Source organism: Burkholderia sp. Z1 (assembly GCF_014893795.1).
GTDB classification, from domain to species: Bacteria; Pseudomonadota; Gammaproteobacteria; order Burkholderiales; family Burkholderiaceae; genus Burkholderia; species Burkholderia theae.
Genome location: NZ_JACFYL010000003.1, coordinates 113,854 through 139,845 on the forward strand (window position 1 = coordinate 113,854; position 25,992 = coordinate 139,845).

18 protein-coding genes and 1 pseudogene are annotated in these 25,992 nt (G+C 67.6%); 15 read left to right on the top strand and 4 right to left on the bottom strand.

What is annotated here, in order from left to right; all coding sequences use genetic code 11:
- Positions 1–4: 4 nt before the first annotated feature.
- From H3H55_RS32955 to H3H55_RS32990, 7 genes are all read left to right on the top strand, one after another.
- Positions 5–1,396, top strand: a complete 1,392-nt coding sequence (locus H3H55_RS32955) for an APC family permease (RefSeq protein WP_193102433.1) — start codon at positions 5–7, stop codon at positions 1,394–1,396.
- Between the two features lie 50 nt (positions 1,397–1,446).
- Positions 1,447–2,844: an aspartate aminotransferase family protein gene (locus H3H55_RS32960; protein WP_129517662.1), complete on the top strand. Its 1,398-nt coding sequence runs from the start codon at positions 1,447–1,449 to the stop codon at positions 2,842–2,844.
- Positions 2,845–2,880: 36 nt separating this feature from the next.
- Positions 2,881–4,305 (top strand): aldehyde dehydrogenase family protein, encoded by a 1,425-nt coding sequence (locus H3H55_RS32965; RefSeq protein ID WP_193102434.1) that lies wholly within the window; start codon positions 2,881–2,883, stop codon positions 4,303–4,305.
- A 144-nt stretch (positions 4,306–4,449) separates the two neighbouring features.
- Complete coding sequence (locus H3H55_RS32970) at positions 4,450–5,952, top strand: M81 family metallopeptidase (protein ID WP_193102435.1); 1,503 nt, start codon at positions 4,450–4,452, stop codon at positions 5,950–5,952.
- 122 nt (positions 5,953–6,074) lie between these two features.
- A complete protein-coding gene (locus H3H55_RS32975) occupies positions 6,075–7,262 on the top strand; it encodes a YncE family protein (protein WP_193102436.1) in 1,188 nt (395 codons plus the stop codon).
- 353 nt (positions 7,263–7,615) lie between these two features.
- Positions 7,616–10,321 (top strand): GH92 family glycosyl hydrolase, encoded by a 2,706-nt coding sequence (locus H3H55_RS32985; protein ID WP_413463999.1) that lies wholly within the window; start codon positions 7,616–7,618, stop codon positions 10,319–10,321.
- Between the two features lie 28 nt (positions 10,322–10,349).
- Positions 10,350–13,238, top strand: coding sequence for a glycoside hydrolase family 2 protein (locus tag H3H55_RS32990; RefSeq protein WP_193102439.1), 2,889 nt, complete (start codon positions 10,350–10,352; stop codon positions 13,236–13,238).
- A gap of 6 nt (positions 13,239–13,244) precedes the next feature.
- Here the strand turns inward: H3H55_RS32990 and H3H55_RS37610 are convergent, their stop codons facing one another.
- On the bottom strand, positions 13,245–13,379 hold the full coding sequence (locus H3H55_RS37610) for a hypothetical protein (RefSeq protein WP_048248033.1): 135 nt from the start codon (positions 13,377–13,379) through the stop codon (positions 13,245–13,247).
- Between the two features lie 403 nt (positions 13,380–13,782).
- Between H3H55_RS37610 and H3H55_RS32995 the strand changes: the two genes are divergently transcribed.
- From H3H55_RS32995 to H3H55_RS33025, 7 genes are all read left to right on the top strand, one after another.
- On the top strand, positions 13,783–14,274 hold the full coding sequence (locus H3H55_RS32995; protein ID WP_193102440.1) for a hypothetical protein: 492 nt from the start codon (positions 13,783–13,785) through the stop codon (positions 14,272–14,274).
- An 87-nt stretch (positions 14,275–14,361) separates the two neighbouring features.
- Entirely contained in the window at positions 14,362–15,174 is an 813-nt protein-coding gene (locus H3H55_RS33000; protein WP_193102441.1) for an alpha/beta fold hydrolase, read from the top strand.
- 295 nt (positions 15,175–15,469) lie between these two features.
- Positions 15,470–16,639 (top strand): class C beta-lactamase, encoded by a 1,170-nt coding sequence (ampC, locus tag H3H55_RS33005; protein ID WP_193102442.1) that lies wholly within the window; start codon positions 15,470–15,472, stop codon positions 16,637–16,639.
- A gap of 163 nt (positions 16,640–16,802) precedes the next feature.
- Positions 16,803–18,914, top strand: a complete 2,112-nt coding sequence (locus H3H55_RS33010) for a LamG-like jellyroll fold domain-containing protein (RefSeq protein ID WP_193102443.1) — start codon at positions 16,803–16,805, stop codon at positions 18,912–18,914.
- Between the two features lie 13 nt (positions 18,915–18,927).
- Entirely contained in the window at positions 18,928–19,191 is a 264-nt protein-coding gene (locus H3H55_RS33015; RefSeq protein WP_048251623.1) for a hypothetical protein, read from the top strand.
- Positions 19,192–19,228: 37 nt separating this feature from the next.
- A complete protein-coding gene (locus tag H3H55_RS33020; RefSeq protein ID WP_193102444.1) occupies positions 19,229–21,367 on the top strand; it encodes a phosphocholine-specific phospholipase C in 2,139 nt (712 codons plus the stop codon).
- Positions 21,368–21,506: 139 nt separating this feature from the next.
- The gene (locus H3H55_RS33025; RefSeq protein WP_193102445.1) at positions 21,507–22,193 is read left to right on the top strand and encodes an HAD family hydrolase; all 687 of its coding nucleotides are present in this window, start codon (positions 21,507–21,509) and stop codon (positions 22,191–22,193) included.
- Between the two features lie 12 nt (positions 22,194–22,205).
- On the opposite strand, the gene H3H55_RS33030 is transcribed toward H3H55_RS33025, so the two are convergent.
- The 3 genes and pseudogenes from H3H55_RS33030 to H3H55_RS33040 form a co-directional block, all read right to left on the bottom strand.
- The gene (locus H3H55_RS33030) at positions 22,206–23,093 is read right to left on the bottom strand and encodes a LysR substrate-binding domain-containing protein (protein ID WP_193102446.1); all 888 of its coding nucleotides are present in this window, start codon (positions 23,091–23,093) and stop codon (positions 22,206–22,208) included.
- Between the two features lie 133 nt (positions 23,094–23,226).
- Positions 23,227–23,598 (bottom strand): cupin domain-containing protein, encoded by a 372-nt coding sequence (locus H3H55_RS33035; RefSeq protein WP_193102447.1) that lies wholly within the window; start codon positions 23,596–23,598, stop codon positions 23,227–23,229.
- Between the two features lie 77 nt (positions 23,599–23,675).
- Positions 23,676–24,794: pseudogene (locus tag H3H55_RS33040) on the bottom strand (polyamine ABC transporter substrate-binding protein).
- Positions 24,795–25,065: 271 nt separating this feature from the next.
- Between H3H55_RS33040 and H3H55_RS33045 the strand changes: the two are divergent.
- Positions 25,066–25,917 (top strand): helix-turn-helix transcriptional regulator, encoded by an 852-nt coding sequence (locus H3H55_RS33045; RefSeq protein ID WP_193102448.1) that lies wholly within the window; start codon positions 25,066–25,068, stop codon positions 25,915–25,917.
- Positions 25,918–25,992 lie beyond the last annotated feature (75 nt).

The window sequence follows — 25,992 nt, forward strand, 5'->3', positions numbered from 1 at the left end:
CAGCATGGACAACGACAGGCCAGGTCGATCCGCATCAGTCGCCGCGATGAATGACATCGGGCCGCGCATGCATCGAGACGATGCGGACGGACGCCGCAAGCCGCATCTGCTCGGACTCTCGACGCTGGTGATCTTCGGCCTCGCGTACATGCTGCCGATGACGGTGTTCACGACCTACGGGCTCGTCACGAGCGAGACGAACGGGCATCTGACGGCCGCGTATGCGGTCACGCTGATCGCGATGCTGTTCACCGCGCGCAGCTACGGCCACATGGCGCGGCTGATGCCGAGCGCCGGGTCCGCCTATACGTTCGCGAGCCGCAACTTCGGCACGTCGGCCGGTTTCATGGTCGGCTGGGCGCTGCTGATGGACTACCTGTTCATCCCGATGATCAGCTACCTCGCGATCGGCATCTACATGAAGCAGCTGTTTCCGATGGTGCCGGCCAGCGTGTGGATCGTCGGGAGCATCGTGCTGATCACCGGGCTGAACATCGTCGGCATCCGGCTCGTCAATCGCGTGAACCTCATTCTGATCGCGAGCCAGCTCGTGTTCATCGCGATCTTCGTGATCGCATCGGCGCAGGTCGCGGCCGGCGAAGGGCTGTCGCTCGCGGTTGTGTTGCCGACGTCCGGCGATGCGCACGCGATCTTCGCCGGGTCCGCGATCCTGTGCCTGTCGTTTCTCGGCTTCGATGCGGTCACCACGCTGTCGGAGGAGACACACGAGCCGCGGCGCACGGTGCCGCGCGCGATCCTGCTCTGCACGCTGGCGAGCGGCCTGCTGTTCATGTTGATCGCGTATGCCGGGCAAGTGGTGTTCCCCGACTGGCACGCGTTCAAGGATCTCGATTCGGCCAGCCTCGAACTGATGCGGCGCATCGGCGGCGGCACGCTGTCGGCGTTCTTCGTCGCGGTGTACGTGGCCGGCTGCTTCGCGAGCGCGATGGCCGGGCAGGCCAGCGTGACGCGCGTGCTGTTCGCGATGGGCCGCGACCGCGTGTTGCCCGAGCGCGTGTTCGGTCACCTGCATGCGCGGCTGCGCACGCCGGTGCGCGCGACGCTCGTGGTCGGCGTCGTGTCGCTGTCCGCGCTGTTCATCACGCTCGATCTCGCGTCGACGATGATCAGCTTCGGCGCGCTCGTCGCGTTCGCGATCGTGAACCTGTGCGTGATGCGCAGCTATCTGTGCCGGCCCGAGCACCGTCATGTCGCGGGCTGGATCACGTTCGGCGTGATGCCGGCGATCGGCTTCGCGATGAACGTGTGGCTCTGGTCGGGACTGTCGCGCCAGACGTTCTACGTCGGCATCGGCTGGCTCGTGCTCGGACTCTGCCAGCTCGTGTGGCTGACGCGCGGCTTCACGCGCCCGGCGCCGACGCTGTCGATGAATTGAATGGCCGGCCGCGCGATGCCGGCCTGGAAACCCTGAAGGAGGAATGATCCATGAACGCTGTTGACGTCAATCTCGATGCGGACCTGCAGGCGCTCGGCAAGCGCCACCTGCTGATGCACTTCACGCACGCCGATGCGTATCGCGACCACGCGCTGACCGTGTTCGACCGCGGCGAAGGCTGCTGGCTCGTCGACCGCAACGGCAAGCGCTATTTCGATGCGCTGGCCGGGCTGTACTGCGTGCAGGTCGGCTACAGCCACGGCGCGGAGATCGGCGACGCGATCCGCGAGCAGATGGTGCGGCTGCCGTTCGCGACCAACTGGGGCTATGGCCACGAACCGGCGATCCGGCTCGCGCACAAGCTCGCGGCGCTCGCGCCGGAAGGCCTGAACCGCGTGTTCTTCACGTCGAGCGGCTCGGAGTCGAACGAAGCGGCGATCAAGCTGGTGCGCCAGTATCACCAGTCGCGCGGCGAACCGCAGCGGCGCAAGTTCATCGCGCGTCGCGTCGCGTATCACGGCACGTCGTTCGGCGCGCTCGCGCTGAACGGGATGACCAACTTCCGCAAGCATTTCGAGCCGCTGATGTCGGGCGTGCGGCATGTCGGCAACACCAAGCGCTACGGCCGCCCGGCAGGCGAGACCGAAGCGCAGTTCACGCGCCACCTGCTCGACGAGATCGAATCGCTGATCGTGCAGGAAGGGCCGGATACGGTGGCCGCGATCGTCGTCGAGCCGCTGCAGAACGCGGGCGGCAGCTTGACGCCGCCGGCCGGCTACGCGGCCGGGCTGCGCGACATCTGCGACCGGCACGGCGTGCTGCTCGTCGCCGACGAAGTGATCTGCGGGTTCGGCCGGCTCGGCGAATATTTCGGGTCGGCGCGCTACGGGCTGAAGCCGGACATCATCACGTTCGCGAAAGGCATCGCGTCGGGCTACGTGCCGCTCGGCGGCGTGATCGCGAGCGATGCGGTCGTCGACACGGTGCTCGACGGGCCGCAGCAGATGTTCCTGCACGGCGCGACGTACGGCGGCCATCCGGTTGCATGCACGGCCGCGCTCGCGAACCTCGCGATCATGGAGCGCGAAGGCGTGCTCGCGAACGTCCGCGACAACGAAGCGGTGTTCCGCCAGACGCTCGACGGGCTGCTCGAACTGCCGTGCGTCGGCGACGTGCGCGGCGACGGTTACCACTACTCGCTCGAACTCGTGACCGACAAGGCCGCGCGCCGCTGGGCGGCCGGCATCAGCGCGCAGGCGTTCGTGTCGACGCTGCTCGCGCCCGCGATCTTCGACGCGGGGCTGCTGTGCCGCGCGGGCGTCGATCACGAAGGCACGCCGATCGTGCAGTTCTCGCCGCCGCTCGTGATGTCGCGCGACGAGATCGTGTGGTTCGTCGCGCAGATCCGCGACATCCTCGTCGACACCTTTGCGCGAGCGACGCGCTGAGCGCGGCGCCGGCATCCGTCACAACAGGAGCATTCGATGCGAACGTCACAACAGTCCTATCTCGACGGCCAGTGGTTCGATCCGGCCGGCGCACCGGCGATCGACGTGATCGACCCGGCCACCGCGCAACCGTATGCGCAGCTCAGGATCGGCGGCGCGGCCGACGTCGACCGTGCGGTCGGCGCGGCGAAGCGCGCATTCGACACGTACTCGCGCTGGCCGGTCGACGAGCGCGTCGCGCTGCTGCGGCGCGTGCTCGAGATCTACCAGCGCCGCTACGAAGAGGTCGCGCAAACGATCAGCCAGGAAATGGGTGCGCCGATCGCATTCGCGCGCGCGATGCAGGCCGCGGTCGGCACCGCGCACCTCGAGCAGACGATCCGTGCGCTGCAGTCGTTCCGGTTCAGCGCGCAGACCGATTCGCTGCTGGTGTCGCACGAGCCGATCGGCGTGTGCGCGCTGATCACGCCGTGGAACTGGCCGATCAACCAGATCGTGTGCAAGGTCGCGCCGGCGCTCGCGGCCGGCTGCACGATGGTGCTCAAGCCGAGCGAGATCGCGCCGTTCAGCGCGATCCTGTTTGCGGAGATCCTGCACGAGGCCGGCGTGCCGCCCGGCGTGTTCAACCTCGTGCACGGCTACGGGCATGAAGTGGGCGACGCGCTGTCGCGGCACCCGGATGTCGACATGGTGTCGTTCACGGGTTCGACGCGCGCGGGCGTCGAGGTCGCGAAGGCCGCCGCCGATACCGTGAAGCGCGTGCACCAGGAGCTCGGCAGCAAGAGCCCGAACCTGATCCTGCCCGACGCCGACATCGAGGATGCGGTCACGCGCGGCGTGCGCAGCTGCTTCAGCAACAGCGGCCAGTCGTGCAATGCGCCGACCCGCATGCTCGTGCACGCCGATCATCTGGCGCTGGCCGAGCAGGCCGCGCGCCGGGAAGCGGAACGCACCGTCGTTGGCGACCCGCGTTCGCCGGAAACCGGTATCGGGCCGGTGGTCAGCCGCACGCAGTTCGACCGCATCCAGCATTTCATCCGGCTCGGGATCGACGAAGGCGCGACGCTCGTCGCCGGCGGCCCCGGGCGGCCGGACGGGCTCGGCGACGGGTTCTACGTGCGGCCGACGGTGTTTTCGAACGTCGCGCCGGACATGTCGATCGCACGCGAGGAGATCTTCGGGCCGGTGTTGTCGATCATGACCTACCGGACCGAGGACGAGGCCGTCGCGCTCGCGAACGATTCGGTCTACGGGCTCGCGGCCTACGTGCAGTCGACGGATCTCGAGCGTGCGCGCAGCGTCGCGGCACGGTTGCGGGTCGGCGATGTCCACATCAACTATCCGGCGTGGAACCCGGCCGCGCCGTTCGGCGGCTACAAGCGTTCGGGCAACGGGCGCGAGTATGCGGAGTTCGGCCTCGTCGAATATCTGGAGACGAAGGGCACGACGGGGTACGCTTGAGCGACGCGCGGATGCGCCAACCGGGCGGCGGTGTCCTGCGGGGCGCCGCGCCGTTTCATCGATTGCGAGGAGTTCGACGATGCAGGTTCTGGACATGACCGGGGGCATGCGCGGCGCGGCCGCGCTCGCGGAGGGCCGCGCGCGATGAAGATCCTGATCGCCCGCATGAACCACGAGACCAACACGTTCTCGCCGGTGCCGACGCCGCTTGCCGCGTTCGGCCGCAACGGCCCCGACTGGGGCGACGATGCGTATCGCGCGAACCACGGGATGCGCACCGCGATGGCCGCGTTCCTCGACGCGGCCGCGCGAGAAGGCGCGGAAGTCGTGACGCCGGTATCGGCGGCCGCGAACCCGAGCGGGCCCGTCGCGGCCGACGCCTACGCGGCGATCTGCGATGCGATCGTCGCGGCCGCGCCCGGCTGCGACGCGGTGATGCTCGACCTGCACGGCGCGATGGTTGCAGAGCAGAGCGCGGACGGCGAGGGCGACCTGCTCGCGCGCGTGCGCGCGGCGCTGCCCGACGCACCGATCGCCGTCGCGCTCGACCTGCATGCGAACGTCACGCAGAAGATGATCGACCACGCAGACGTGATCGTCAGTTTCAAGACCTATCCGCACGTCGACATGTATGAGACCGGCGAGCATGCGGCGCGCGTGCTGCTCGACCGGCTTCACGGTCGCGCGCAGCCCGTGCTCGCGTGGCGGCAGCCGCCGCTGATGACGTCGACGCTGCGCAGCGCGAGCGCGGAAGGCGCGATGCGGCGCGCGGTGGAGGCCGCGCGTGCCGCCGAGGCCGACGGGATGCTCGCGGTGTCGGTGTTGCCAGGCTTCTCGCTCGCGGACATTCCCGCGCCGCGCATCAGCGTCGTCGTGGTCGCCAACGGCGATCGCGCCGCGGCCGACGCGGTGGCCGAGCGCATTGCGCGGCAGATCTGGGCGGCGCGCGACGAGTTCGTGTATCGCAGCGCGCCGCTCGCGGAGTCGGTCGCACAGGCCGCGGCGCTCGCGCGCGACGCGGATCGCCCCGTGCTGATGCTCGATCACGGCGACAACTGCATGTCGGGCGGCCCGTGCGACACGATGGACCTGCTCGAGGCCGCACTCGCGCACGGGCTCGACGGCATCGTCAGCGGGCCGCTGTGCGACCCGCAAGCCGTCGCGGCGTTGATCGATGCGGGCGTCGGCGCGACCGTCACGGTGCCGGTCGGCAATCGGCTGCCGTCGCACGGCGGCGTGCGGCGCGAGCCGTTCCGCGCGACCGGCGTCGTGCGCGCGATAACCGACGGCGAATACGTGATCACGGGGCCAACTTATACGGGTCAGCGCGCGTACATGGGCCGCACGGCCGTGCTCGACATCGGCGCGGCGACGCTCGTCGTCACCGAACGCACGCAGGAGCCGTGGGATCTCGGCGTGTTCGAGAGCGTCGGCGTCGATCCACGCCGCGCGCGCTTCCTGCTGCTGAAGTCGCGGATGTATTGCCGGCCGGTGTTCGTGCCGATCGCGGCCGCGCTGGTCGAATGCGACAGCCGCGGCGTGACGGGCTCGGACTACGGGCTGTTTCGCTACGAGCGGCTTGCGCGGCCCGTGTATCCGCTCGACGACGTCGGCCGGTGGGAGCCTGGCGCGCGAACGACGGCCTGACGGAAACGGGCGCGAGACGCCGGATTCGTCCGCTTTCGGGCATCATGCGATGGCATCGACCCGTCGAGCAGCAGGGTCGAGCAATCCATTGCGTCCGCAACCGATCCGGAGACCCGACCGCCATGCATTCGAAGCCTTTCCATCTGCGCAGCGCGCGCCTGCTCGCCGCGCTGACCCTCGTTACGACCGCTGTTACCGTGCACGCCGCCGACTGGATCGTGTCCGGCAACGACGGCAAGTATCAACGCGTCGAAGGCCGCGACACCTATCTGGCCTCACCGCCCGCCGACACGCTGACGCTGCTCGACGCCAGCACGTTCCCGCCGAAGGTTGCCTTGCAGGTCGATGTCGAGAACGGCATCCAGGGGCCGCCGCAGGCCGTCGCGATCACGCCCGACGCGAAGCTCGCGCTCGTCGGCGCACCGACGCGTTACGACACGGCCGCGAAGCAGCTCGTGTACGACACGTTCCTGCAGGTCGTGAATCTCGACGCCGCGCCGTCCGCGATCACGCGCATCGAGCTCGGCGCCCATCCGCAAGGGATCGCGATCGACCGCTCGGGCCGGCTCGCGCTTGTCGCGAACGTCGACGGCAGCGTCTCGATCCTGCGCATCGACGGCACGCATGCGACGCTCGACGGCAACCTGAAGATCGGCAAGAAGCGGCTGGCCGGGATCAGCTTCACGCACGACGGCAAGCATGCGCTGGTGTCGTTGCGCGACGAGCAGGGCGTCGCGGTGCTGAACGTCGACGACGGCAAGGTGACCGACAGCGGCACGCGCCTGAGCACCGGCGTCGCGCCGTACACGATCGACGTGTCGAGCGACAACCGCTGGGCCGTCGTCAGCAACGTCGGGCTCGCGGGGCTGCCGGGCTATACGGGCACGCTCGCGGGCGACGCGGATTCGATCGCGCTGATCGACGTGTCGCGCGTGCCGTTCCGCACGGTCCAGTACCTGACGGTGCCGTCGCTGCCGGAAGGCGTCGCGATTTCGCCGAACGGGAAGTGGATCGCCGTGCAGGCGATGGACGGCTCGAACCTGACGCCCGACAATCCGGGCCGCCACAAGATCGGCAAGGTGCTGCTGTTCGAGATCCGCGACGGGCAGGCCGTGAAGATCAGCGAGTTGCCCGGCGGCGAAGCGGCGCAAGGGATCGTATTCACCGCCGACAGCCGGCACGTGATCGTGCAGTTCAACGTCGAACGACAGCTTGCGCTGTATGCGGTGGAAGGCGGCAAGCTGCACGATACGGGCAAGCGGATTGCGCTGACGGGCGGGCCGTCGTCGTTGAGGACGTTGCCGCGCTGATGCGCGTCGTATCGCTCCGACGCCGGCACTGACGTACGTGCCGGCGCGAGCGTCGGCGATTCATTCTCATCCCCGAGGTCACGCGGCGCCCGGATTTGCCGGGCGCTTGCCGGTGCGCGACCCTCTCCAGCGCCGCTGCAACGCAACAAAAAGCGGCAATTTGTACCCAAAGCCACTTAACTCCCGATTGTTTAGTTAAACAAACTGAAAATTCGGGAAACTTCTCGTGGTGAATAAACAGTCGTTACGGCACTGTAAGCCCCTGGGAAGCCTGTGACATTCCCGGATGCAGGAGGAGGGCGGCGGTGGTCGACGCCGGACGATTCATTTTAATTAACATCACTAAACGAAAAATGAAAAATCCACGACTCTTGATCGTCGCTGCACTGACTTGCGCAGCGCTTGCCGCATGCGGCGGCGACGATTTGAACAGCGTGTCGACATCTGCCAATGGCGCGACATCTCCCATTGGCGCGACACCTGCCAACGGCGCGGGAGACACGCCGTCGACCTCGCCGCCACCGACTTCGGGGCCGTCGCAGCCGACCCCGCCCAAGCGCACCAACATGCAACTGACGCAGTTCGTCAATCCGCTCATCGGCACGCAGGTCAACTCGGACTCCGGTTACGCGGGCAACGTGAGCCCGGGCGCGACGGTGCCGTTCGGCATGGTGAATTTCGGGCCGAACACGCCGCGCAGCGACTTCAACGGTTCGGGCGGCTACCTGTCGTCCGGCGGGTCGGGCGGCACGATCGACTTCTTCAGCGTGACGCACCTGAGCGGCGTCGGCTGCCCGGGGCAGGGCGCGGTCGCGATGCTGCCGAGCGATGCCGCGACGGCGATTGCGGCGGACGGCCAACCGACCGGCATCGGGTACAACTATGCGGATGAAACGGCCGAACCCGGGTACTACAAGGTCCGCCTCGCGAACGGGATCGTGACGGAGTTGAGCGCGACCGCACGCTCCGGCATCGCGCGCTTCACATACACGAACAAGGACAAGGGTTTCTTCTCGATCGACGCGAAGCTGAACGGCAACAGCGATTCGGGCAGCACGAAGGTCACCGCGAACAACGTCGCGCTGGCGATCGCGAGCGACGGCAAGTCGATGAGCGGGCAGGCCGTGGCGCCGGCGTTCTGCACGCCGTACGGCACGGTGTGGAATGCGCCCGTGTACTTCTACGCAACTTTCGACAAGCCGTTGCGCAAGCAGGCGGGCACGTCGGCGGTGAACACCGTCAGCAACGGCGCGGCGACGCTGCAGTTCGACCTGACCGACGCGGACAGGACGGTGACCGTGAAGGTCGGCGTCTCGTCGGTCAGCGCCGAGAACGCGCAGCGTAACCTGCACGACGAAGGCGAGAAGCTGGCGTTCGACGACACACGCACGAATGCATCAGGCTTGTGGAACGACCGCCTCAACACGATCCAGATCGACCAGGCCGCGAATCCCGCGTCGCTGAACGCAACGCAGAAGGCGAACCTCACGAAGTTCTACACCGCGCTCTATCACGTGTTCGGCACGCCGACGCTCTATAGCGACACGAACGGCGAATTCCGCAGCATGCGCCAGCCGAGGAACCCGGACGGCAGCTATCCGAAGTCGGTCGACCAGACCGGCACCATTCCGCCGCGCGCGACGGCCAGGGTCGGCGACTATGCGTTCCGGCGCGGCGACGGTTCGCAGGGCGGCGCGGGCAACCACTACACGGGCTTCTCGCTGTGGGATACGTACCGGTCTCAGGCGCAACTGCTGGCGTTGCTCGCGCCGAAGGAATCGAGCGACATGATGCAATCGCTCGTCGTCGACGCGTTGCAATGCGGCGCATTTCCGCACTGGGTCGACGGCAGCGACGACTCGACGCCGATGGCGGGCGACAACGCGCTGAACGTGATCGCCGGCGCCTACAAGTTCGGTGCGACCGACTTCGATCTGGTGTCGGCCGCGCGCCTGACCAGGCAATCCGTGTTCGACCCGTCGAGTGCCTGCAACGACCGCCCGAGCGATGGGGGGCTGGCCCATTTCCTGTCGGCCCACTACCTGTCGCAGAGCGACGACGGTCACTCGTCGTCCGCGACCATCGAGCGCGTGCTGAGCGACCGCTCGGCGGCCGCATTCCTGCAGGCGCTGCCGGCCAGCGTGCTGAACGCGCCGTCGGTCGGCGTGACGCCGGACAACATCGGCACGCTGTACACGCGGGCAGGCTGGTGGCGCAACATCTTCGACTACACGAACAAGGTGATCGCCGCGCGCAATGCACCGCCGGCCGGCTCGCCGCCCGGTACGCTGGGCACGCTCGTGCAGGGTGAGTTCCATGAATCGACAGAGCCGAACTACTTCTGGACCTTCGCGCAGGACTGGACCGCGCTGATCGACGCGATCGGCGGCAAGCAGGCGGCCGTCACGCGGCTGAACAAGCTGTTCGGGGTCACGACGCCGTTCTCGACCGTGCCGGCCTCCAGCGACCTGAACGGCGGCCAATCGTCCGACAACCTGTACATCGGCAACGAACCGTCGTTCCAGTCGCCATGGGGGTACAACTGGGCCGGGCAGCCGAGCGGCGCACAGTACGTTCTCCCGATCATCATGTCGAAGGCATTCACGACCGGTCGCGACGGGCTGCCGGGCAACGACGACATGGGCGCGACGTCGAGCTGGTACGTGTGGGCGGCGCTCGGCATGTTCCCGGTCATTCCGTCGGAAGCCGGGCTCACGTTGTCCACGCCGCAGTTCAGCGGGATCACCGTCTGGTTCGGCAACGGCAAGACGCTGCGGCTCGAAAGCGACAAGCAGGTCACGATGGACGACTCGGGTCACCCGTCGTTCGCGTATATCCGGTCGCTGAAGGTCAATGGCGCGGACTACGCGGGTTCGTGGCTGCCGCTGGGCACGATCGCCAACGGCGGCACGATGAACTACGCGCTGTCGGCGACGCCGACGCAATGGGCGGCCGCCGACAACCTGACGCCGCCGTCCGGGCCGAATGCGGACTACACGCGCATGACGGCCAGCGGTTCGTCCGACGTGATGCGGATACGCCAGGCCAGCTCGCACTGACGACGACGCAATCAGGGAGGAACACAACGTGACATCGAAAGAACGCCGGAAATTCCTGTCCTACAGCGCCGCGCTGGTCGGCACGAGCTGGCTCGCCGGCTGCAATGGCGACATCGATTCGACGTCGGGCGTAACCGGCACACCGGGCGCCGACGGCCCGGCGACGGTCACGCCCACCGTGCCGGGCGTGCCGGCCGACCCGGAACACAGCCTGCTGGCCGCGCAGGAACTGTCGGAGCACTGGACGTTCGCGTCCGCGAGCAGCCTGCCGGGCGCGAGCGGCGCGCAACTGTCGAGCGCCGCCGGCATGGCGGGCATGGCGCCGGCGACGGTGCCCGGCACCGTGCTGAACAGCATGATCGTCAACGGCAAGTATCCCGATCCGTTCCATGGGCGCATCGTCACGGACACCATTCCCGATACGCCGAAGGACACCGACTACTGGTACCGGACGACCTTCGCGGCGCCGGCCCGGCAGCCGGGGCAGCGGCTGTGGCTGCGCTTCGGCGGCGTCAACTATTGCGCGGAGATCTGGCTGAACGGCGCGCTCGTCGGCCGGCTCGAAGGCGCGTTCAAGCAAGGCGCGTTCGACATCACGCGGCGGGTGCCGCAGGCGGGCGGCGCGGCCAGCCTTGCGGTGCGCGTCGTGAAGCTGGATTTCTCGGAAGGGCCACTGCTGCCGAACTACCAGAGCGGCGTCACGCGCGGCGGGCGCAATGGCGGCCCGACCGGCATCACGCTGAAGAACGGGCCGACGTTCTTCTGCTCGGCCGGCTGGGACTGGCTGCCGACGATCCCCGACCGCAATCTCGGCATCTGGCAACCGGTCGCGTGGTTCACGACCGGCGCGGTGCGTATCGCGGCGATCAATATCGCCCACACGTTGTCCGCCGATCTTTCGCGCGCCGAGTTGCGGCTCGATCTCGAACTGGACAACGGCTCGGGCACGGACCTCGTCGCGACCGTCGTCGGCACCATCGGCAACGGCACGCCGTTCCGCCACGACATCGCGATTCCCGCATCGAGCACTCCGATGAAGGTGTCGCTCACGTCGTCGGACATCGCGGCGCTAGCAATCAAGCAGCCGCGCCTGTGGTGGCCGAACGGGTATGGCGAGCCGAATCTCTACGCGGTGACGGTCGGAATCGACGTGGCGCGCAAGCGGTCGGACGAGCGCACGCTGAACATCGGCCTGCGCCGCATCGACTACGCGCGCGACATCGGCATGGGCCCGCAGTTGAGCATCACCGTGAATGGGCTGCCGATCCTCGTGATGGGCGGCAACTGGGGGCTCGACGAAGCGCTGAAGCGCATTCCGCGCGAACGGCTGTTCAACCAGGTGCGGCTCCATCGCGACGCGAATCTCAACCTGATCCGCAACTGGAACGGGCAGAGCACGAGCGACGATTTCTTCGATGCGTGCGATCGCTACGGGATCCTCGTCTGGCAGGACTTCTTCTTCTCGACCGAAGGAGACGGGTCGGGCGCCGCCAACGTGCCGCGCGATCTCGACAACATCCGCGACGTGATCGCGCGCAACCGTCATCGCCCGTCGATCCTGCTCTGGTGCGGCGGCAACGAAGGCGCGCCGCCGCCGGCGCTCGTCAAGGGGCTCGACGCGCTCGTCGCCGAGCTGGACCCGCAACGCCTGTGCCTCACGAGTTCGGCGGGCGACACGGGCGCCGGCGCGGTGAACGGCTATTCGTCCGGCGGGCCGTACAACTGGGCGTCGCCGCAGGCCGCGTTCGGCCGCGGCTACGGCACGACGTCGGTTGCGTTTCACAACGAAGTCGGCTCGCATTCGATCCCGACGCTCGAATGTGTCGAAGCGATGCTGCCGGCCGGTTCGGTCGAATGCCCCGACGACTTCTGGGCCGACCGCGACATGAACGGTAACGGCGCGTACTACGACGCGGTCGGCAAGCAGGGCGGCGCCGGGTACATCGCGATGACGGCGCTGCGCTACGGCGCGATCCGGAATCTCGCCGACTTCGTGCGCAAGGCGCAGATGATGAACTACGAATGCATTCGCTCGATCTACGAGGCGAATGCGGCCGTGATGATCGGCCCGGTGGCCGGGAAGATCACGTCGCCGGCCACCGGCGTGATCATGTGGATGACGAACCCCGCGCAACCGAGCTTCGTGTGGCAGATGTACAGCCACGATCTCGAGGAGCACGCGTCGTTTTTCGCGGTTCGGCATGGGTGCCGCCGCGTCAATGCGATCCTCGATGCGAATACCGCCGACGTGACGATCGCGAATCACACGGCGGCGTCGGTCACCGGCCGCGTCGAGATGCGCGTGTACAACCTGGACGGCACGCTGAGCAGCCGGACCACCGCGGATGTCGGCGGCGTCGCGAAGGCGTCGTATCGCGTGGTGGCGAACCTGGCGTCGGCGATGGCCGCCGCGAAATCCGACGTGTGCATCGTCGCGCTCACGCTGGTCGATTCGGGCGGCAATATGCTGGCGGAGAATGTCTACTGGCGGCAGCGCGACGGTGGCGACGACGCGTACGCATCGCTCGACACGATGCCGGGGGCGGCGGTTGCGATCAGCGCGACGGCGGCCGAGGCCGACGACGTGACGACACGCATCACGGTCGATGTCGCCAACGTCGGCGCGACGCTCGCGCTGATGACGCACCTGCAGGTATTCGATCCGTCGACCGGCGCGCGCGTGCTGCCCGCGTTCTACAGCGACAACTACCTGAACCTCGTGCCGGGCGCGAAGCGGCAGATCGCGATCGACCTGCCGCACGCGAACGGCGCGCCGGTGTCGCGCGTCGCGTTGCGGGTCGACGGGTGGCGGCTCGATCGCCCGAACTGCAGGCTGGGGCTCGGCGGCGTGCCGGTGGTGTTCAACGAGCGCGCGTTGGCGGTCGATCAGGCGGTGCCGACGTTCGCGGTTTGCTGATGCGCGTTACGGACGCAGCAGATCGAATCCGCCGAAGACGACGACGCCGCTGAGCACCATCATCGCGACGGAGTGCTGGCCGAAGTAGAGAATCGCGGCGGCAAGCCACGTCGTGATGCAGAAGGCGCCGATGCGGGCCATCGTGTGTTCCTCGAATGCGTGATGACGTCAACGTGCCGCACGGCGCTGGCCGCTCGAACCGGCGAGCGGGACACGAAGGCGGACGGAAAAGGCGACCCGCGAAGCCGTGACGGCGGCGCGGGCACGCGTTGCGTGCCGCGCCCGAACGGGCGGGAGCCGACACCGGCGGCGTTGCGCGATCGAGCCCGGAGGCGATCGGCGCGCGGATCCGGCCGGCGAAGCGGCAATTTTACCAGCGTCGCTTCGTCGCGAATCTGGCCCTTTCGTGGCTCAAGCGCTGCGATCCTCGCGAAAATCAGTCCGGCCCCGATACTCAAGTTTCGTGTGATGAATGCCGTAAACGAGTTGGAAGGCAATTCCTGCCCCCTGTCATGATGCATTTACCGATATACGGACCGATACGATGCAGATCGATTTCTCCACGACCGCGCGATCCCCGCTTACCGATGGCAGCCTGAGCGCGAACGCGTCGCCGGGTGCCGCGACGGCGACGTCGACTCCATCCGCCGCGACTTCGTCTACCGATGGCGCGACGGATACCACGGGCACGACCAGCACGACCGGCACCACCGGCACCACCGGCACGAAGGACTCGACCGGCGGCACCGGCGAAACGCTTGGCGCATCGGGTGGCTCGTCGGATAACCCGGCGGTCAACCAGTTGAAGGCGCTGATCGAGCGGCTGCAGCAGCAGCTCGCGACGCTGGAGCGGCAGATGGCGAGCGCGGCCCAGCGCGCGAAGGACGACCCGGCCGCGGCGATCGAACAGCAGTCGCTGAGCGCGGAAGCCAGCGCGATCTCGGGGGCGCTGGCGACGGCGATCTCGCAGCTTGCCGCGGCGATCGAGAAGTCGGGCGGCTCGCCGTCGGGCGGGCTGGTGTCGACGCAGGCGTGACGCGCTCCGGCCGCGCGATCGGCGCGGCCGCTTTCGTCGTACGCATTACAATCGCAAGCTCGTCTCCCTCGAAAGGACGGCAGAACGATGAACGCGGAATTCGACGACGACGAACTCGTCCGCTTCGACGCGCACGGCGGCACGCTGCTGCCGGCGGCCGATGCCGAAGGATGGCTCGAACATGACGGCGCGCGCATCTGGCACGCGTCGTTCGGCGATGGCCCGCCGGTCGTGCTGCTGCACGGCGGCCTCGGTCACGGCGGCAACTGGGGCAACCAGGTGCCCGCGCTGCTCGCGGCCGGCTACCGCGCGGTCCTGATCGACAGCCGCGGCCACGGCCGCAGCACGCGCGACGACCAACCCTATTCCTACGAACGCATGGCGTCGGACGTGCTCGCGGTCCTCGACGCGCTGCACATCGGCCGCGCGCGTTTCGTCGGCTGGAGCGACGGCGCGTGCATCGCGCTCGTGCTCGCCGCCCGCGCGCCGGAACGTGCGGCCGGCGTGTTCTTCTTCGCGTGCAACATGGATCCGGGCGGCACGAAGGAGATGGTGCCGAGCCCGTTGATCGACCGTTGTTTCGCGCGGCACCGGAAGGACTACGCGCAACTGTCCGCGACGCCGGACCAGTTCGATGCGTTCGTCGCGGCCGTCAGCGAAATGATGCGCACGCAACCGGATTACCGCGCGCAGGACCTCGCGGCGATCGCCGTGCCGGTGACGATCGTGCAGGGCGAGCACGACGAATTCATCCGGCCCGAGCATGCGGCGTATCTGGCGCGCACGATTCCCGGTGCGACGCTGACGATCCTGCCCGGCGTGAGCCATTTCGCGCCGCTGCAGCGGCCCGCGCGGTTCAACGCGGCGATGCTGGACTTTCTCGACCGGCTGCCGGGCTGACGCGCGCGCCCATCTCGATCGCCTTGTTGCCGTTGGTCTGCCGGTCGCGCTCGGCTTCCTGCAACCGCGCATCGGCCGTTCATATTCACGGCGCTTGAAACGGCTGCACGCGAGCCAATCCGGCAACGCGCGTATCTCATAAGATTTTCTTTAGGCTCGCGCAACATATCGTCGATTGTTGGCGGCCGGCCGGTAGCGGATAGTCCTGCTTCGACAGGCCGGCCGCCGTGATTTCCGCGCGGTGCGGCCGGATCTGTTGTTCACGCAACCATCCGATACCAAAGGAACCGCAACCATGCGATTCAACGCGACCCGCTTCGCCGCGACCCTGTTCGTCGCCGCGTGCGCTACCGCCACGGCCGGCCGCGCGGCCGCAGTCACGCAGGACGACATCCACGCTACCGTGACCCGCCACGTCGCGCCGCTGATGAAGCAGTACGCCATTCCCGGCATGGCGATCGGCGTCGTCGCCGACGGCAAGCCCTACGTGTTCGACTATGGCGTGATGTCGACGCAAACCGGCAAGCCCGTCACCGGCGACACGCTGTTCGAGATCGGCTCCGTCAGCAAGACACTGACGGCGACGCTCGCGTCCGACGCGCAGGAGGGCGGCGAGCTGTCGCTGTCGGACCCGGCCGGCAAGTACCTGCCCGCGATGCAGGGCAAGCCGTTCGGGGCGTTGACGCTGCTCCAGCTCGGCACGCACACGCCCGGCGGCATGCCGCTGCAGGTGCCGGACAGCATCCACGACGAAGCCGGCCTGATGCGCTATCTCGACGCGTGGCGGCCCGCGTATACACCCGGCACGCGCCGCACGTATTCCAACGTCGCGATCGGGATGCTCGGGTGGCTTACCGCGAAGGCGATGAACCGCGATTTCGCCGTGCTGATGGAGCAGCGGCTGTTCCCCGCGCTCGGGATGACGCATACGTATATCAACGTACCCGACGCGCGCAAGGCCGACTATGCGCAGGGCTATACGCAGGACGGCAAGCCGATCCGGATGACGGGCGGCATGCTGTGGCAGCCGGCGTACGGCGTGCGGACCACGGCGGCCGACCTGCTGCGCTTCGTGCAGGCGAACATGGGGCTGGTCGACACGGCACCGCGACTGCAGCGCGCGATCGAACGCACGCACACCGGCTATTTCCGCTCGGGGCCGCTGACGCAGGACCTGATCTGGGAACAGTATCCGTATCCGGTCGCGCTGCCGACGCTGCTCGAAGGCAACGCGCCGAAGATGCTGTTCAACGCGACGCCGGCGAGCGCGATCACGCCGCCGCTGGCGCCGAACCCGAATAGGTGGATCAACAAGACGGGCTCGACCAACGGCTTCAGCACGTATGTCGCGTTCGTCCCCGCGAAGCGGATCGCGATCGTGATGCTCGCGAATCGCAATTACCCGATCGAGGATCGCGTGAAGGTCGCGTACCAGATTCTCGGTTCGCTCGGCGACGGGCGGTAACGTTTCCACCGGCGGGCCGGCCGTTCCGCGGGTCCGGCCCGCCCCAAAAATACTGATACCTGTATCGGCGCGCTTCTGCAAAACGAAATACGCGCATCGCATCCCCTGAGCAGAATCCGGGCAGATCTCCGGGCGTGTCCGGATATTCCAATCAGGGGGAAACATGCGGAAGACCACTCTCGCGCGGTTGCTGTGCGGGCTGACCTTGGTCGGCGCGCTCGGCGCGTGCGGCGGCAACATGGACGGCACGGCAGGGTCAGGCGGCACGGCGACGAACGCGGCCGGCGGCACCGATAACGGCACCGGCAACGGCGGCACGCCGCCGGGCCAGCAGGTCGCGAACCGCGCGCTCGTGATCGAGCTCGACGGCGTGACGTACGCGGCGCTGACGGCCGGCATCGCCGGCGGCACGCTGCCGAACCTCGCGAAGCTGCATGTCGCGCCCGCCTATAGCGGCGGCGTCAACGGGCTGCTGTCGCAGCAGCCGAACCTCGATACGCCGAGCTGGGCCACGCTGCTGACCGGCGCATGGGGCAACCGCCACCAGGTGCTGTCCGATGCGCCGAACCAGGCGCTGCAGGCGCCGACCGCATTCGACGCGTTGAAGACCGCGAACGCGGGCCTGCTCGGCGCGGCCGTCGGGTCGCCGGCGCTGGCGTCGCTGCTGACCGCCGGGCGCAACGCGGGCAACCTCGACACGCTCGCGAACTGCGCGGCGGTCGACAGCTGCGTCACGCAGCAAAGCACCACGATGATCCAGCAGGGCTACGCGCTGGTCGTCGCGCAATACCACTCGGCGCAGGATGCGGCGCTGAACTACGGCCTCGGTGCGTCGGCGTACGCGAACACGCTGAAGCAGCTCGACGCGGCCGTCGGCGCGCTCGTCGCCGAAACCGCGAAGCGTAACAAGGAGAACTGGCTGGTCGTCGTGACCGGCGGCCACGGCCTGAACGCGGCCGGCGGCAGCGACGGCCTGCCGCTGCTGTCCGAATCGACGACCTTCATCGCGATGAACCAGGCCGACAACGGGCGCCTCGGCAGCGCCGCGCAGCCGGCGTCGCTGGCCGACCTGCACACGCGTGCCAGCATCGCGGACATCGCGCCGACCGTGCTCGCGCAATTCGGTGCGTTGCCCGCGCCGTCCGCGTACGAAATGGACGGCGGCGAATTGATCGGCGCGCAACCGGTGTCGCAGCTCGCCGGCACGGCGAGCACCGATGGCCACAGCGTCGTGCTGACGTGGGCTGCACCTTCGAGCGGCGCGGTCGCGATCTACCGCGCAGGCCAGCAGATCGCGACGCTGCCCGCCGGCACGACGACCTATACCGACAGCAATCTCGGCCTGACCGCGGCCGGCACCTACAGCTTCGACTACGTGGTGACGGCGGGCGGCGCGCCCGTGGGCAGCATCGCGCAGATCGCGTACGTGCCGCCGCCGCCCCCGCCGCCGCCGCTCGCGACGACGCTCAAGAACGGCCTCGCGTCGTATTACCCGTTCGGCGCGCTGCCGGCCGTCGATGCGCTGAGCGCGAGCACGATGGGCCCGTTCTCGGCCGCCGCGAACGGCGGTTCGCTCACCGCCGATCCGTTCGGCGGGCAGGCGCTGCAGGTGACGACGCAGACCGTCGACACGAACGGTTACGACGGCTACAAGCTCGTGCAGAACGCCGACATCGCGACGCAGGCGCAGTTTACGATCGGCATGTGGGTGAAGACGCCGTGCACCGACGTGGTCGGCTTCGGCACGCCGGTGTTCGCGAACAAGAACTGGCAGAGCGGCAAGAACGCGGGCATCGCGATCGGGCTGTTCCCGCAGGCGTCGGGCGCGCCGTCGGGTACCTGCAACATCCAGTACAACGCGGGCGACGGCACGAACCGCAACGACCTGAAGACGATGAGCGTGAGCGCGAACCAGTGGGTGTACGCGGCGTTCGTGATCGACACCGTCGGCAAGACGATGACGGCCTACACGTTCGACCCGGTGCTCGGCGAGCAGAAGCAGAGCACGCCGCTCACAGTGTCGGCGAGTGCGCTGCCGGGCCTCGGCACGAAGACGTTCGGCGTGAACGAGGACGGCACGGGCCAGTACCACATGCTCGCGTGCGGTTACCCGGCGAGCCATTACAGCGGCGGCTACACGGTCAACGCGTGCACGACGGTCAAGCCGAACGTGGAGAGCTTCTCCGACGTCGCGATGTGGAGCCGCGTCGTGACCGAAACCGAACTGCAGTCGGTCGCGGGCTCGGGCAAGCCGCTGTCGACGATCCTTCACTGACAGGAGTCCCCACATGAACACGACAGACCTGCGCCGCGTGCGCGTCGCGCTCGCCGCCTGCGTGCTGAGCGCGCTGGTTGCCGGGTGCGGCGGCGACGATGCGTCGAACGGCACGCCCGCGAGCGCCGCGAAGACGAACGCCGCACCGGCAGGTGCGGGCGGCGCGAGCGCGCCCGTGCCGATCGTCGCGCTGCCGGGCGCCGGCCCGTGCCCCGCATCGGGCACGGCCGCGCTGCAGTCGCCGTCGCTGAACTCGCAGCTGCGCTGCGCGCCGTGACGCGCGCGCTTTTCCGGGACGACCTTCCTTCTCGACCATGACCTCCATCGACCGCCGTTCGTTTCTCCGTGCCGCCGCTGCCGGCACGGCCTTCTCGATGTTCCCGCCGGCGATCCGGCGCGCGCTCGCGATTCCCGCCAACAACCAGACCGGCACGATCAACGACGTCCAGCACGTCGTGATCTTCATGCAGGAAAACCGCTCGTTCGATCATTACTTCGGCACGATGCCCGGCGTGCGCGGTTTCGGCGACCGCCTGACGATCCCGCAGCCGGGCGGCACGCCGGTCTGGCAGCAGAGCGACGGCAAGCGGCCGGTGCTGCCGTTCTATCTCGACAGCACGAAGGGCAATGCGCTGCTCGTCGGCGGCGCGCACTCGTGGACCGATTCGCATACGGCGTGGGACAACGGCCGGATGACCGCGTGGCCCGCGTCGAAGGGCGATGCGTCGATGGGCTATCTGCGACAGTCCGACCTGCCGTTCCACTTCGCGCTCGCGAATGCGTTCACGGTCTGCGACGCGTATCACTGTTCGCTGCACGGCGGCACGAACTCGAACCGGATCTTCCTGTGGACCGGCACGAACGGCCCGACCGGTTCGAACACGGCTGTCGTGAACAACGACGGCTGGGACGGTCTCGGCGCGTCGAAGACGGGCCTGACCTGGACGACCTATCCGGAGCGCCTGCAGGCGTCCGGCGTGAGCTGGAAGGTCTACCAGAACATGCCGGACAACTACACCGACAACCCGCTCGCCGGTTTCGCGACGTTCCGCAAGGTCAACGAGACCGTGCCGGGCTCGCCGAACGCGCCCTATACGCCGGCGATGGAAGCGCTGTCGCCGCTGTACAAGGGGATCGGCAACACGATGCCCGACGGCGGCTTCTTGCAGTCGCTCGCCGACGACATCGCGGCGAACCGGATGCCGCAGGTGAGCTGGATCGTGTCGCCGCAGGCGTATTGCGAGCACCCGGGCGCATCGACACCGGGGCAGGGCGCGTACTACCTGCAGCGCCTGCTCGACACGCTGACCGCGAACCCGGACGTGTGGAGCAAGACCGTGCTGTTCGTGAACTACGACGAGAACGACGGTTTCTTCGATCACATGCCGCCGCCGAACGCGCCGTCGCGCAACGCGGACGGCATGTATGCGGGCAAGTCGACCGTGACCACGCAGTACGAGTACTTCACGTTGCCGAACCCGCCCGGCGATTCGTCGCCGCTCGCGCCGGACGGCCGCCCGTACGGACCCGGCCCGCGCGTGCCGATGTTCGTCGTGTCGCCGTGGAGCACGGGCGGCTGGGTCAACTCGGAAGTGTTCGACCATACGTCGGTGCTGCGTTTTCTCGAGCAGCGCTTCGGCGTGCAGGAGCCGAACATCAGCCCGTGGCGCCGCGTGGTGTGCGGCGACATGACGTCGGCGTTCAACTTCCGGAACCCGAACGGCAACCCGACGACGTCGCTGCCGGCGCCGACCAAGGCCGCGGCCGACGCGCAGCACGTGCAGCAGAGCCTGATGGGCGCGGTGCCGGTGCCGTCGGTCGGCGCACAGCAGATGCCGACGCAGCCGCAAGGCACGCGGCCGTCGCGCGCGCTGCCGTACGAACTGCACACGAGCGCGAACGCCGACGTGTCGGGCGGGCTGCTGTGGCTCACCTTCAGCAACACGGGCACGGTCGGCGCGGTGTTCCATGTGTACGACAAGCTGCATCTCGACCGCGCGCCGCGTCGTTATACGGTGGAAGCGGGCAAGCAGCTGTCGGATTCGTGGAGCGTGGTCGCCGACGACGCGGGCAACTACGACCTGTGGGTGCTCGGGCCGAACGGCTTCCTGCGCGAATTCCAGGGCAACGTCGCGAAGGCCGCAAGCGGGCCCGTGCCGGAGATTCGCGTGTGCTACGACCCGGCCAACGACGCCGTGTACCTGACGATCATGAACGTCGGCAACGCAGCGAGCCAGGTCACGGTCACGTCGAATGCGTACCGCACCGACGGCCCGTGGACCTATGCGGTGCCGGCCGGGATGCAGGTCGAGCCGTACTGGACGCTCGCCGCGTCGAGCGGCTGGTACGACTTCACGCTGGCCGCCGAGAACGGCCTCGTGCGCCGCTTCGCGGGCCGTGTCGAGACCGGCAAGGACAGCATCAGCGATCCGGCGATGGGCGTGTCCAGCTGACCGGCGCCGGCCGCGCGGCCGGCGTCGCATCACCGGTTGCCGCCGGCGCGCCGACCCGCGCCGGCGGCTTGGGTGCGCGGCCTCGCGTCGACGGGGCCGCGCGTTTTTCATTCCTTTCCGTTCACACACGCTTCATTCGATGCCGCAACTCGCGCTTTTCGATCTCGACCTCACCCTCATTCCGTTCGACAGCGACCAGGCCTGGGGCCGTTTCATGGTCGAACACGGCCTCGTCGATGCCGCCGAATTCGACCGGCTCGACGCCGCGTTCTCGGCCGGTTATGCGGCCGGCACGCTCGACATCCATGCGCACCTGTGCGCGATGCTCGCGCCGCTCGCACGTCATTCGCGCGAGCGGCTCGCCGTCCTGCACGCGCGTTTCATGGACGACGTCGTGCTGCCCGCGATCGCGCCCGCCGCACTCGACCTCGTGCGCCACCACCGCGCACGCGGCGACCTGTGCTGCGTGGTCACGGCGACGAATGCGTTCATCACACGGCCGATCGCGCATGCGTTCGGCATCGACGCATTGATCGCCTGCGAACTCGAGACCGTCGACGGACACCCCGACTCGCGCTATACGGGGCGGCCGGCCGGCGTGCCGAGCTACCGCGAAGGGAAGATCGTGCGCACCGATGCGTGGCTTGCGTCGCGCGGCCTCGCGTGGTCCGATTTCGAACGCAGCTGGTTCTACAGCGATTCGCACAACGACGTGCCGCTGCTCGAGAAAGTGACCGATGCGGTCGCAACCAATCCGGACGAGCGGCTGCGCGCGCTCGCAACGGCGCGCGGCTGGCAGATCGTCGAGCTGTTCGAGACGGTGTGAAGGCGGGCGTCGTTACGCGCGTGACGGCGTACGCTCGTCGCGGCATTCGACATTGGCCATGAACGCGGTAATCAGCCGCGTATCGGCGCGCGCGTCGAGGTAGTACAGGTATTCGTGCATCGGCGGCATGTCGTCGGTGAGCGCGATCGCGCGCAACTCCGGATGCGCGCCGACCTCGCCGCGCGGCATCAGCGTGCAGCCCATGTCGTGCCGCACGGCTTCGCGGATCGCTTCGCGGCTGCCGAGTTCGATCGCGTTCGCGGGCAGGCTGATGCCCGCGTCCTTCAGCACGTGTTCCATCAGCGCGCGCGTGCGCGAGCCCGCCTCGCGCAGCAGCAGCGTCTCGCCGGCCAGCGCGGCGAGCCGGGTCGTATCGCGTGCGGCGAGCGGATGCGAGCGGTGCACGACCAGCACCAGCGGATCGTTCGCGATCGTATGCCGGACGAAACGCGGATCGTCGTCGCGCTGCGACGACACGGCGACGTCGACGCGAAAATCGACCAGCGCATCGAGCACCTGCTGCGAGTTGCCAATCTCGATGCTGATCTTCACGGCCGGATACTGGCGCCGGAACGCGGCGATCGAGGGCAGGATGTAGAACGGGCCGGTCGTGCCGACGCGCAGGTTGCCCGTGTGCAGTTCGCGCTCGTTGCGCAGCGCGAAATCGATATCGTTCTCCATCTGCAGCATCTGGCCGATCATCGGCATCAGCGACGCGCCGGCGTCGCTGAGGTCGAGACGGTTGCCGCGGCGATGGAACAGGTCGACGCCGTAATGGCGTTCGAGCTGCTGGATGCGCGACGTGATCGTCGGCTGGCTCACGTCGAGGCGCTTCGCGGCCGCGGTCACGCTTCCCTGGCGGGCGGTTTCATAGAAGGCGGCGAGAAGCAGGGCAAGCATGGCGAGACACGGAACGAGACGAGCGGAACTTACCGGCCGCGCGTGTCAATTCCGTGTCATTGCGGTGGAGCGACGTGGCAAATTGGGGCGCAATGTTGCGAACGGCGCATGCCGGCCGACGAAGCGGTGGCGCTTACGCGGGCGGTTGTTCGTCGTACGCGACGAAGATTTTCCGCGTGTGTTCGACGACTTCCCAGGTACCGCGAAAACCCGGCGGAATCACGAAACGATGGCCGGCACGAACGGTCTTGCGGTTTCCTTCCGTGTCGGTGATCACGGACGTGCCTGCCAGGATCTCGCAGTATTCCGCTTCGGTGTAGGCGACGTGCCAGCAACCGGGCGTGCTTTCCCAGATGCCGGTCGAGAAACGGCCGCACGGGCTCGCGAAACCCGGCGTGAGCGTTTGCAGCGGATCGCCCGCAATCAGCTTCTCGGGCGACACGCGGTACTGCGTCGGCTCGCCGCTCGGGATGAGCGCGTCGGTAATGGATGAAACGTCGATCATGATGGGCAGTCTTCGTCGAGTTGAAATGAACGCGCCGACGGCGCGTTCGCATGATTTCATACTTGCGGCCGGCCTGGTCAGTTGCCGGTTTTCAGTTGTTGCCACAACCGGTTCTCGAGCCGTGCGATGTCAGCCGAACGCGGCTTCGAGAGCGCCATCCTGTCGAGCACGTCGGCGGGCAGATAGACGTTCGGATCGTGCGCGACGGCCGGCGTCACGTACTGATGGGCCGCCTTGTTCGCGCTCGGATAGTAGATCTCGTTGGTGATGTCCGCGTTGACCTTCGGATCCTCGATGTAGTTGATCCATTGCAACGCGGCTTCCGGATGCGGTGCGTCCTTCGGAATGGCCATCACGTCGAACCACAGGATGCCGCCTTCCTTCGGATTCGCATAACGAATCTCGTAACCGCGTTTCGCCGCCACGGCTTCGCGGCGCGCGACGCTCACGTCGCCCGACCAGCCCAGCACGACACAGACGTCGTTGTTGGCGAGATCGTTGTTGTAGCCCGACGAGTTGAACTGCGTGATGTACGGACGCACCTTCTTGAGCATCTCGAACGCCGTCTGATAATCGGCGGGGCTCTTGCTGTTCGGGTCCTTCCCGAGGTACTGGAGCGCGGCGGCGAACACGTCGTCCGGTGCATCGAGGAACGACACGCCGCAGCTCTTCAGCTTCGACACGTTGGCCGGATCGAACACGAGTGCCCAGCTGTCGAGCGGCGCGCTGTCGCCGAGCGCCTTCTTGACCGCCTGCACGTTGTAGCCGACCCCGTCCGTGCCGTAGGCCCACGGCACGCCGTACTGGTTGCCGGGATCGGATTCGGCGATCTTCTTCATCAGCGCGGGGTCGAGGTTCGCCAGGTTCGGCAGTTTCGTCTTGTCGAGCTTCTAGTAGACGCCGGCCTGGATCTGCTTGGCCATGTAGTTCGAGGTCGGCACGACGATGTCGTACCCGGAGCTCCCGGCCAGCAGCTTCGACTGCAACGTGTCATCGCTGTCGTAGACGTCATAGCGCACGCGTACGCCCGATTGCTTCTGGAAGTCGGGGATCGTGTTTTTCGCGATGTACTCGGACCAGTTGTAGACGTTCAGTTCGGCGTCCGACGCGCGGGCGGGCGTTGCCGACAGCGATGCGAAGCATGCGGCGGTCGCGATGGCGACGGGGAAGGCGAGACGAAAAACGCGGACGATCATGGTCACTCCCTTTCGAAACGAGGGCGGGGCGCTGCATTGCGCACGCGCGCCGCGGGGCGGTCGATGAGGCTCGCAACGGTTCGCTTCGAACCAGGGATGCACTGGCGGGCCTCGCCGGATATCGGGGATGACTGTATGCGGCGGGCATCCGGCTGTCTGTCCATGAAATCCGTACAGCCGGGCGGCGGTACGCACTGGAAACCCGCGCGAGGGAATTGGCAACGCACTTTTGGCGTGGTAACGGTAACCGTCCCATTCTTCCGTGCATCGTATGACCGACCATGACGCCGACGCGACGATCGATATCCAGCTGGGCCAGCTCGTGTTCATGTCCGACGCGCTGTCGGCCGTGGCCGGCGCGATCGGATCGCCGGATTTCGTCGCGGTCGTGTTCGAGAACCTGACGCGCATCGTCGATTGCGATTCCATTCATCTGGATTACGAGGACGAGTCGCTGCTCGATCGCCGGGTCGGCTGGATCGGCAGCTACGGAACGTACCCGGACCAGATCGAGCGCACGATGACGCACTACTACCGCGATTTCGCGCGGATTGATACGACGTTCGACTGCATCCGCGGCGAACGCGATACGCAGTTGCTGCAGTTGTCGACGCTGCGCTTGAACCCCGAGATTCGACGCGCGTTTTACGACAGCGAGGACATTCACGACGAGTGCGTGGTCACGTACCGCGTGGACGAACTCACCTATGCGCTGTCGGTATGCCGTGCGCGACGGCTGCCGCCGTTTACGCTCAAGGAGCTGAGCATCGTCCGGCATGTCGCGCTGATCGTGTTGCCGCTGGCTGTTGCGCATCGACGGATCGTCGGCGACCGGCCGGCCGATGCGGACGCGGCGCGCAGCAACGAAAGCGTCGCTGCGCAGCGGCTGACCCACGTGTTCGAGAAGCTGACGTCTCGCGAATCGGAGGTATGTGCGCGGCTCATTCGCGGCAGGAAGACGCAGGATATCGCGCAAGAACTCGGCATTCGGCCGTCGTCGATCGACACTTACGCGCGGCGTGCGTTCGCGAAGCTCGGCATCGAATCGCGCCGCCAGTTGCTGAACCTGCTGCTGGATCATGACGCGCTCGATGCGTCGTCGGCCCGGAGAAGCGATGCGTGATCGCACGATCGTAGTCGTGACGAACGCTTATGATGTGCGGTCGACACGGTTACGCAGATGCGATACACGAGGAGA

What these genes read in the sequence shown, in the direction of transcription:
- H3H55_RS32955 (WP_193102433.1), top strand. Translation starts at nt 5, where the DNA reads ATGGACAACGACAGGCCAGGTCGATCCGCATCAGTCGCCGCGATGAAT.
- H3H55_RS32960 (WP_129517662.1), top strand. Translation starts at nt 1,447, where the DNA reads ATGAACGCTGTTGACGTCAATCTCGATGCGGACCTGCAGGCGCTCGGC.
- H3H55_RS32965 (WP_193102434.1), top strand. Translation starts at nt 2,881, where the DNA reads ATGCGAACGTCACAACAGTCCTATCTCGACGGCCAGTGGTTCGATCCG.
- H3H55_RS32970 (WP_193102435.1), top strand. Translation starts at nt 4,450, where the DNA reads ATGAAGATCCTGATCGCCCGCATGAACCACGAGACCAACACGTTCTCG.
- H3H55_RS32975 (WP_193102436.1), top strand. Translation starts at nt 6,075, where the DNA reads ATGCATTCGAAGCCTTTCCATCTGCGCAGCGCGCGCCTGCTCGCCGCG.
- H3H55_RS32985 (WP_413463999.1), top strand. Translation starts at nt 7,616, where the DNA reads ATGAAAAATCCACGACTCTTGATCGTCGCTGCACTGACTTGCGCAGCG.
- H3H55_RS37610 (WP_048248033.1), bottom strand. Translation starts at nt 13,379, where the DNA reads ATGGCCCGCATCGGCGCCTTCTGCATCACGACGTGGCTTGCCGCCGCG.
- H3H55_RS32995 (WP_193102440.1), top strand. Translation starts at nt 13,783, where the DNA reads ATGCAGATCGATTTCTCCACGACCGCGCGATCCCCGCTTACCGATGGC.
- H3H55_RS33000 (WP_193102441.1), top strand. Translation starts at nt 14,362, where the DNA reads ATGAACGCGGAATTCGACGACGACGAACTCGTCCGCTTCGACGCGCAC.
- ampC (WP_193102442.1), top strand. Translation starts at nt 15,470, where the DNA reads ATGCGATTCAACGCGACCCGCTTCGCCGCGACCCTGTTCGTCGCCGCG.
- H3H55_RS33010 (WP_193102443.1), top strand. Translation starts at nt 16,803, where the DNA reads ATGCGGAAGACCACTCTCGCGCGGTTGCTGTGCGGGCTGACCTTGGTC.
- H3H55_RS33015 (WP_048251623.1), top strand. Translation starts at nt 18,928, where the DNA reads ATGAACACGACAGACCTGCGCCGCGTGCGCGTCGCGCTCGCCGCCTGC.
- H3H55_RS33020 (WP_193102444.1), top strand. Translation starts at nt 19,229, where the DNA reads ATGACCTCCATCGACCGCCGTTCGTTTCTCCGTGCCGCCGCTGCCGGC.
- H3H55_RS33025 (WP_193102445.1), top strand. Translation starts at nt 21,507, where the DNA reads ATGCCGCAACTCGCGCTTTTCGATCTCGACCTCACCCTCATTCCGTTC.
- H3H55_RS33030 (WP_193102446.1), bottom strand. Translation starts at nt 23,093, where the DNA reads ATGCTTGCCCTGCTTCTCGCCGCCTTCTATGAAACCGCCCGCCAGGGA.
- H3H55_RS33035 (WP_193102447.1), bottom strand. Translation starts at nt 23,598, where the DNA reads ATGATCGACGTTTCATCCATTACCGACGCGCTCATCCCGAGCGGCGAG.
- H3H55_RS33045 (WP_193102448.1), top strand. Translation starts at nt 25,066, where the DNA reads ATGACCGACCATGACGCCGACGCGACGATCGATATCCAGCTGGGCCAG.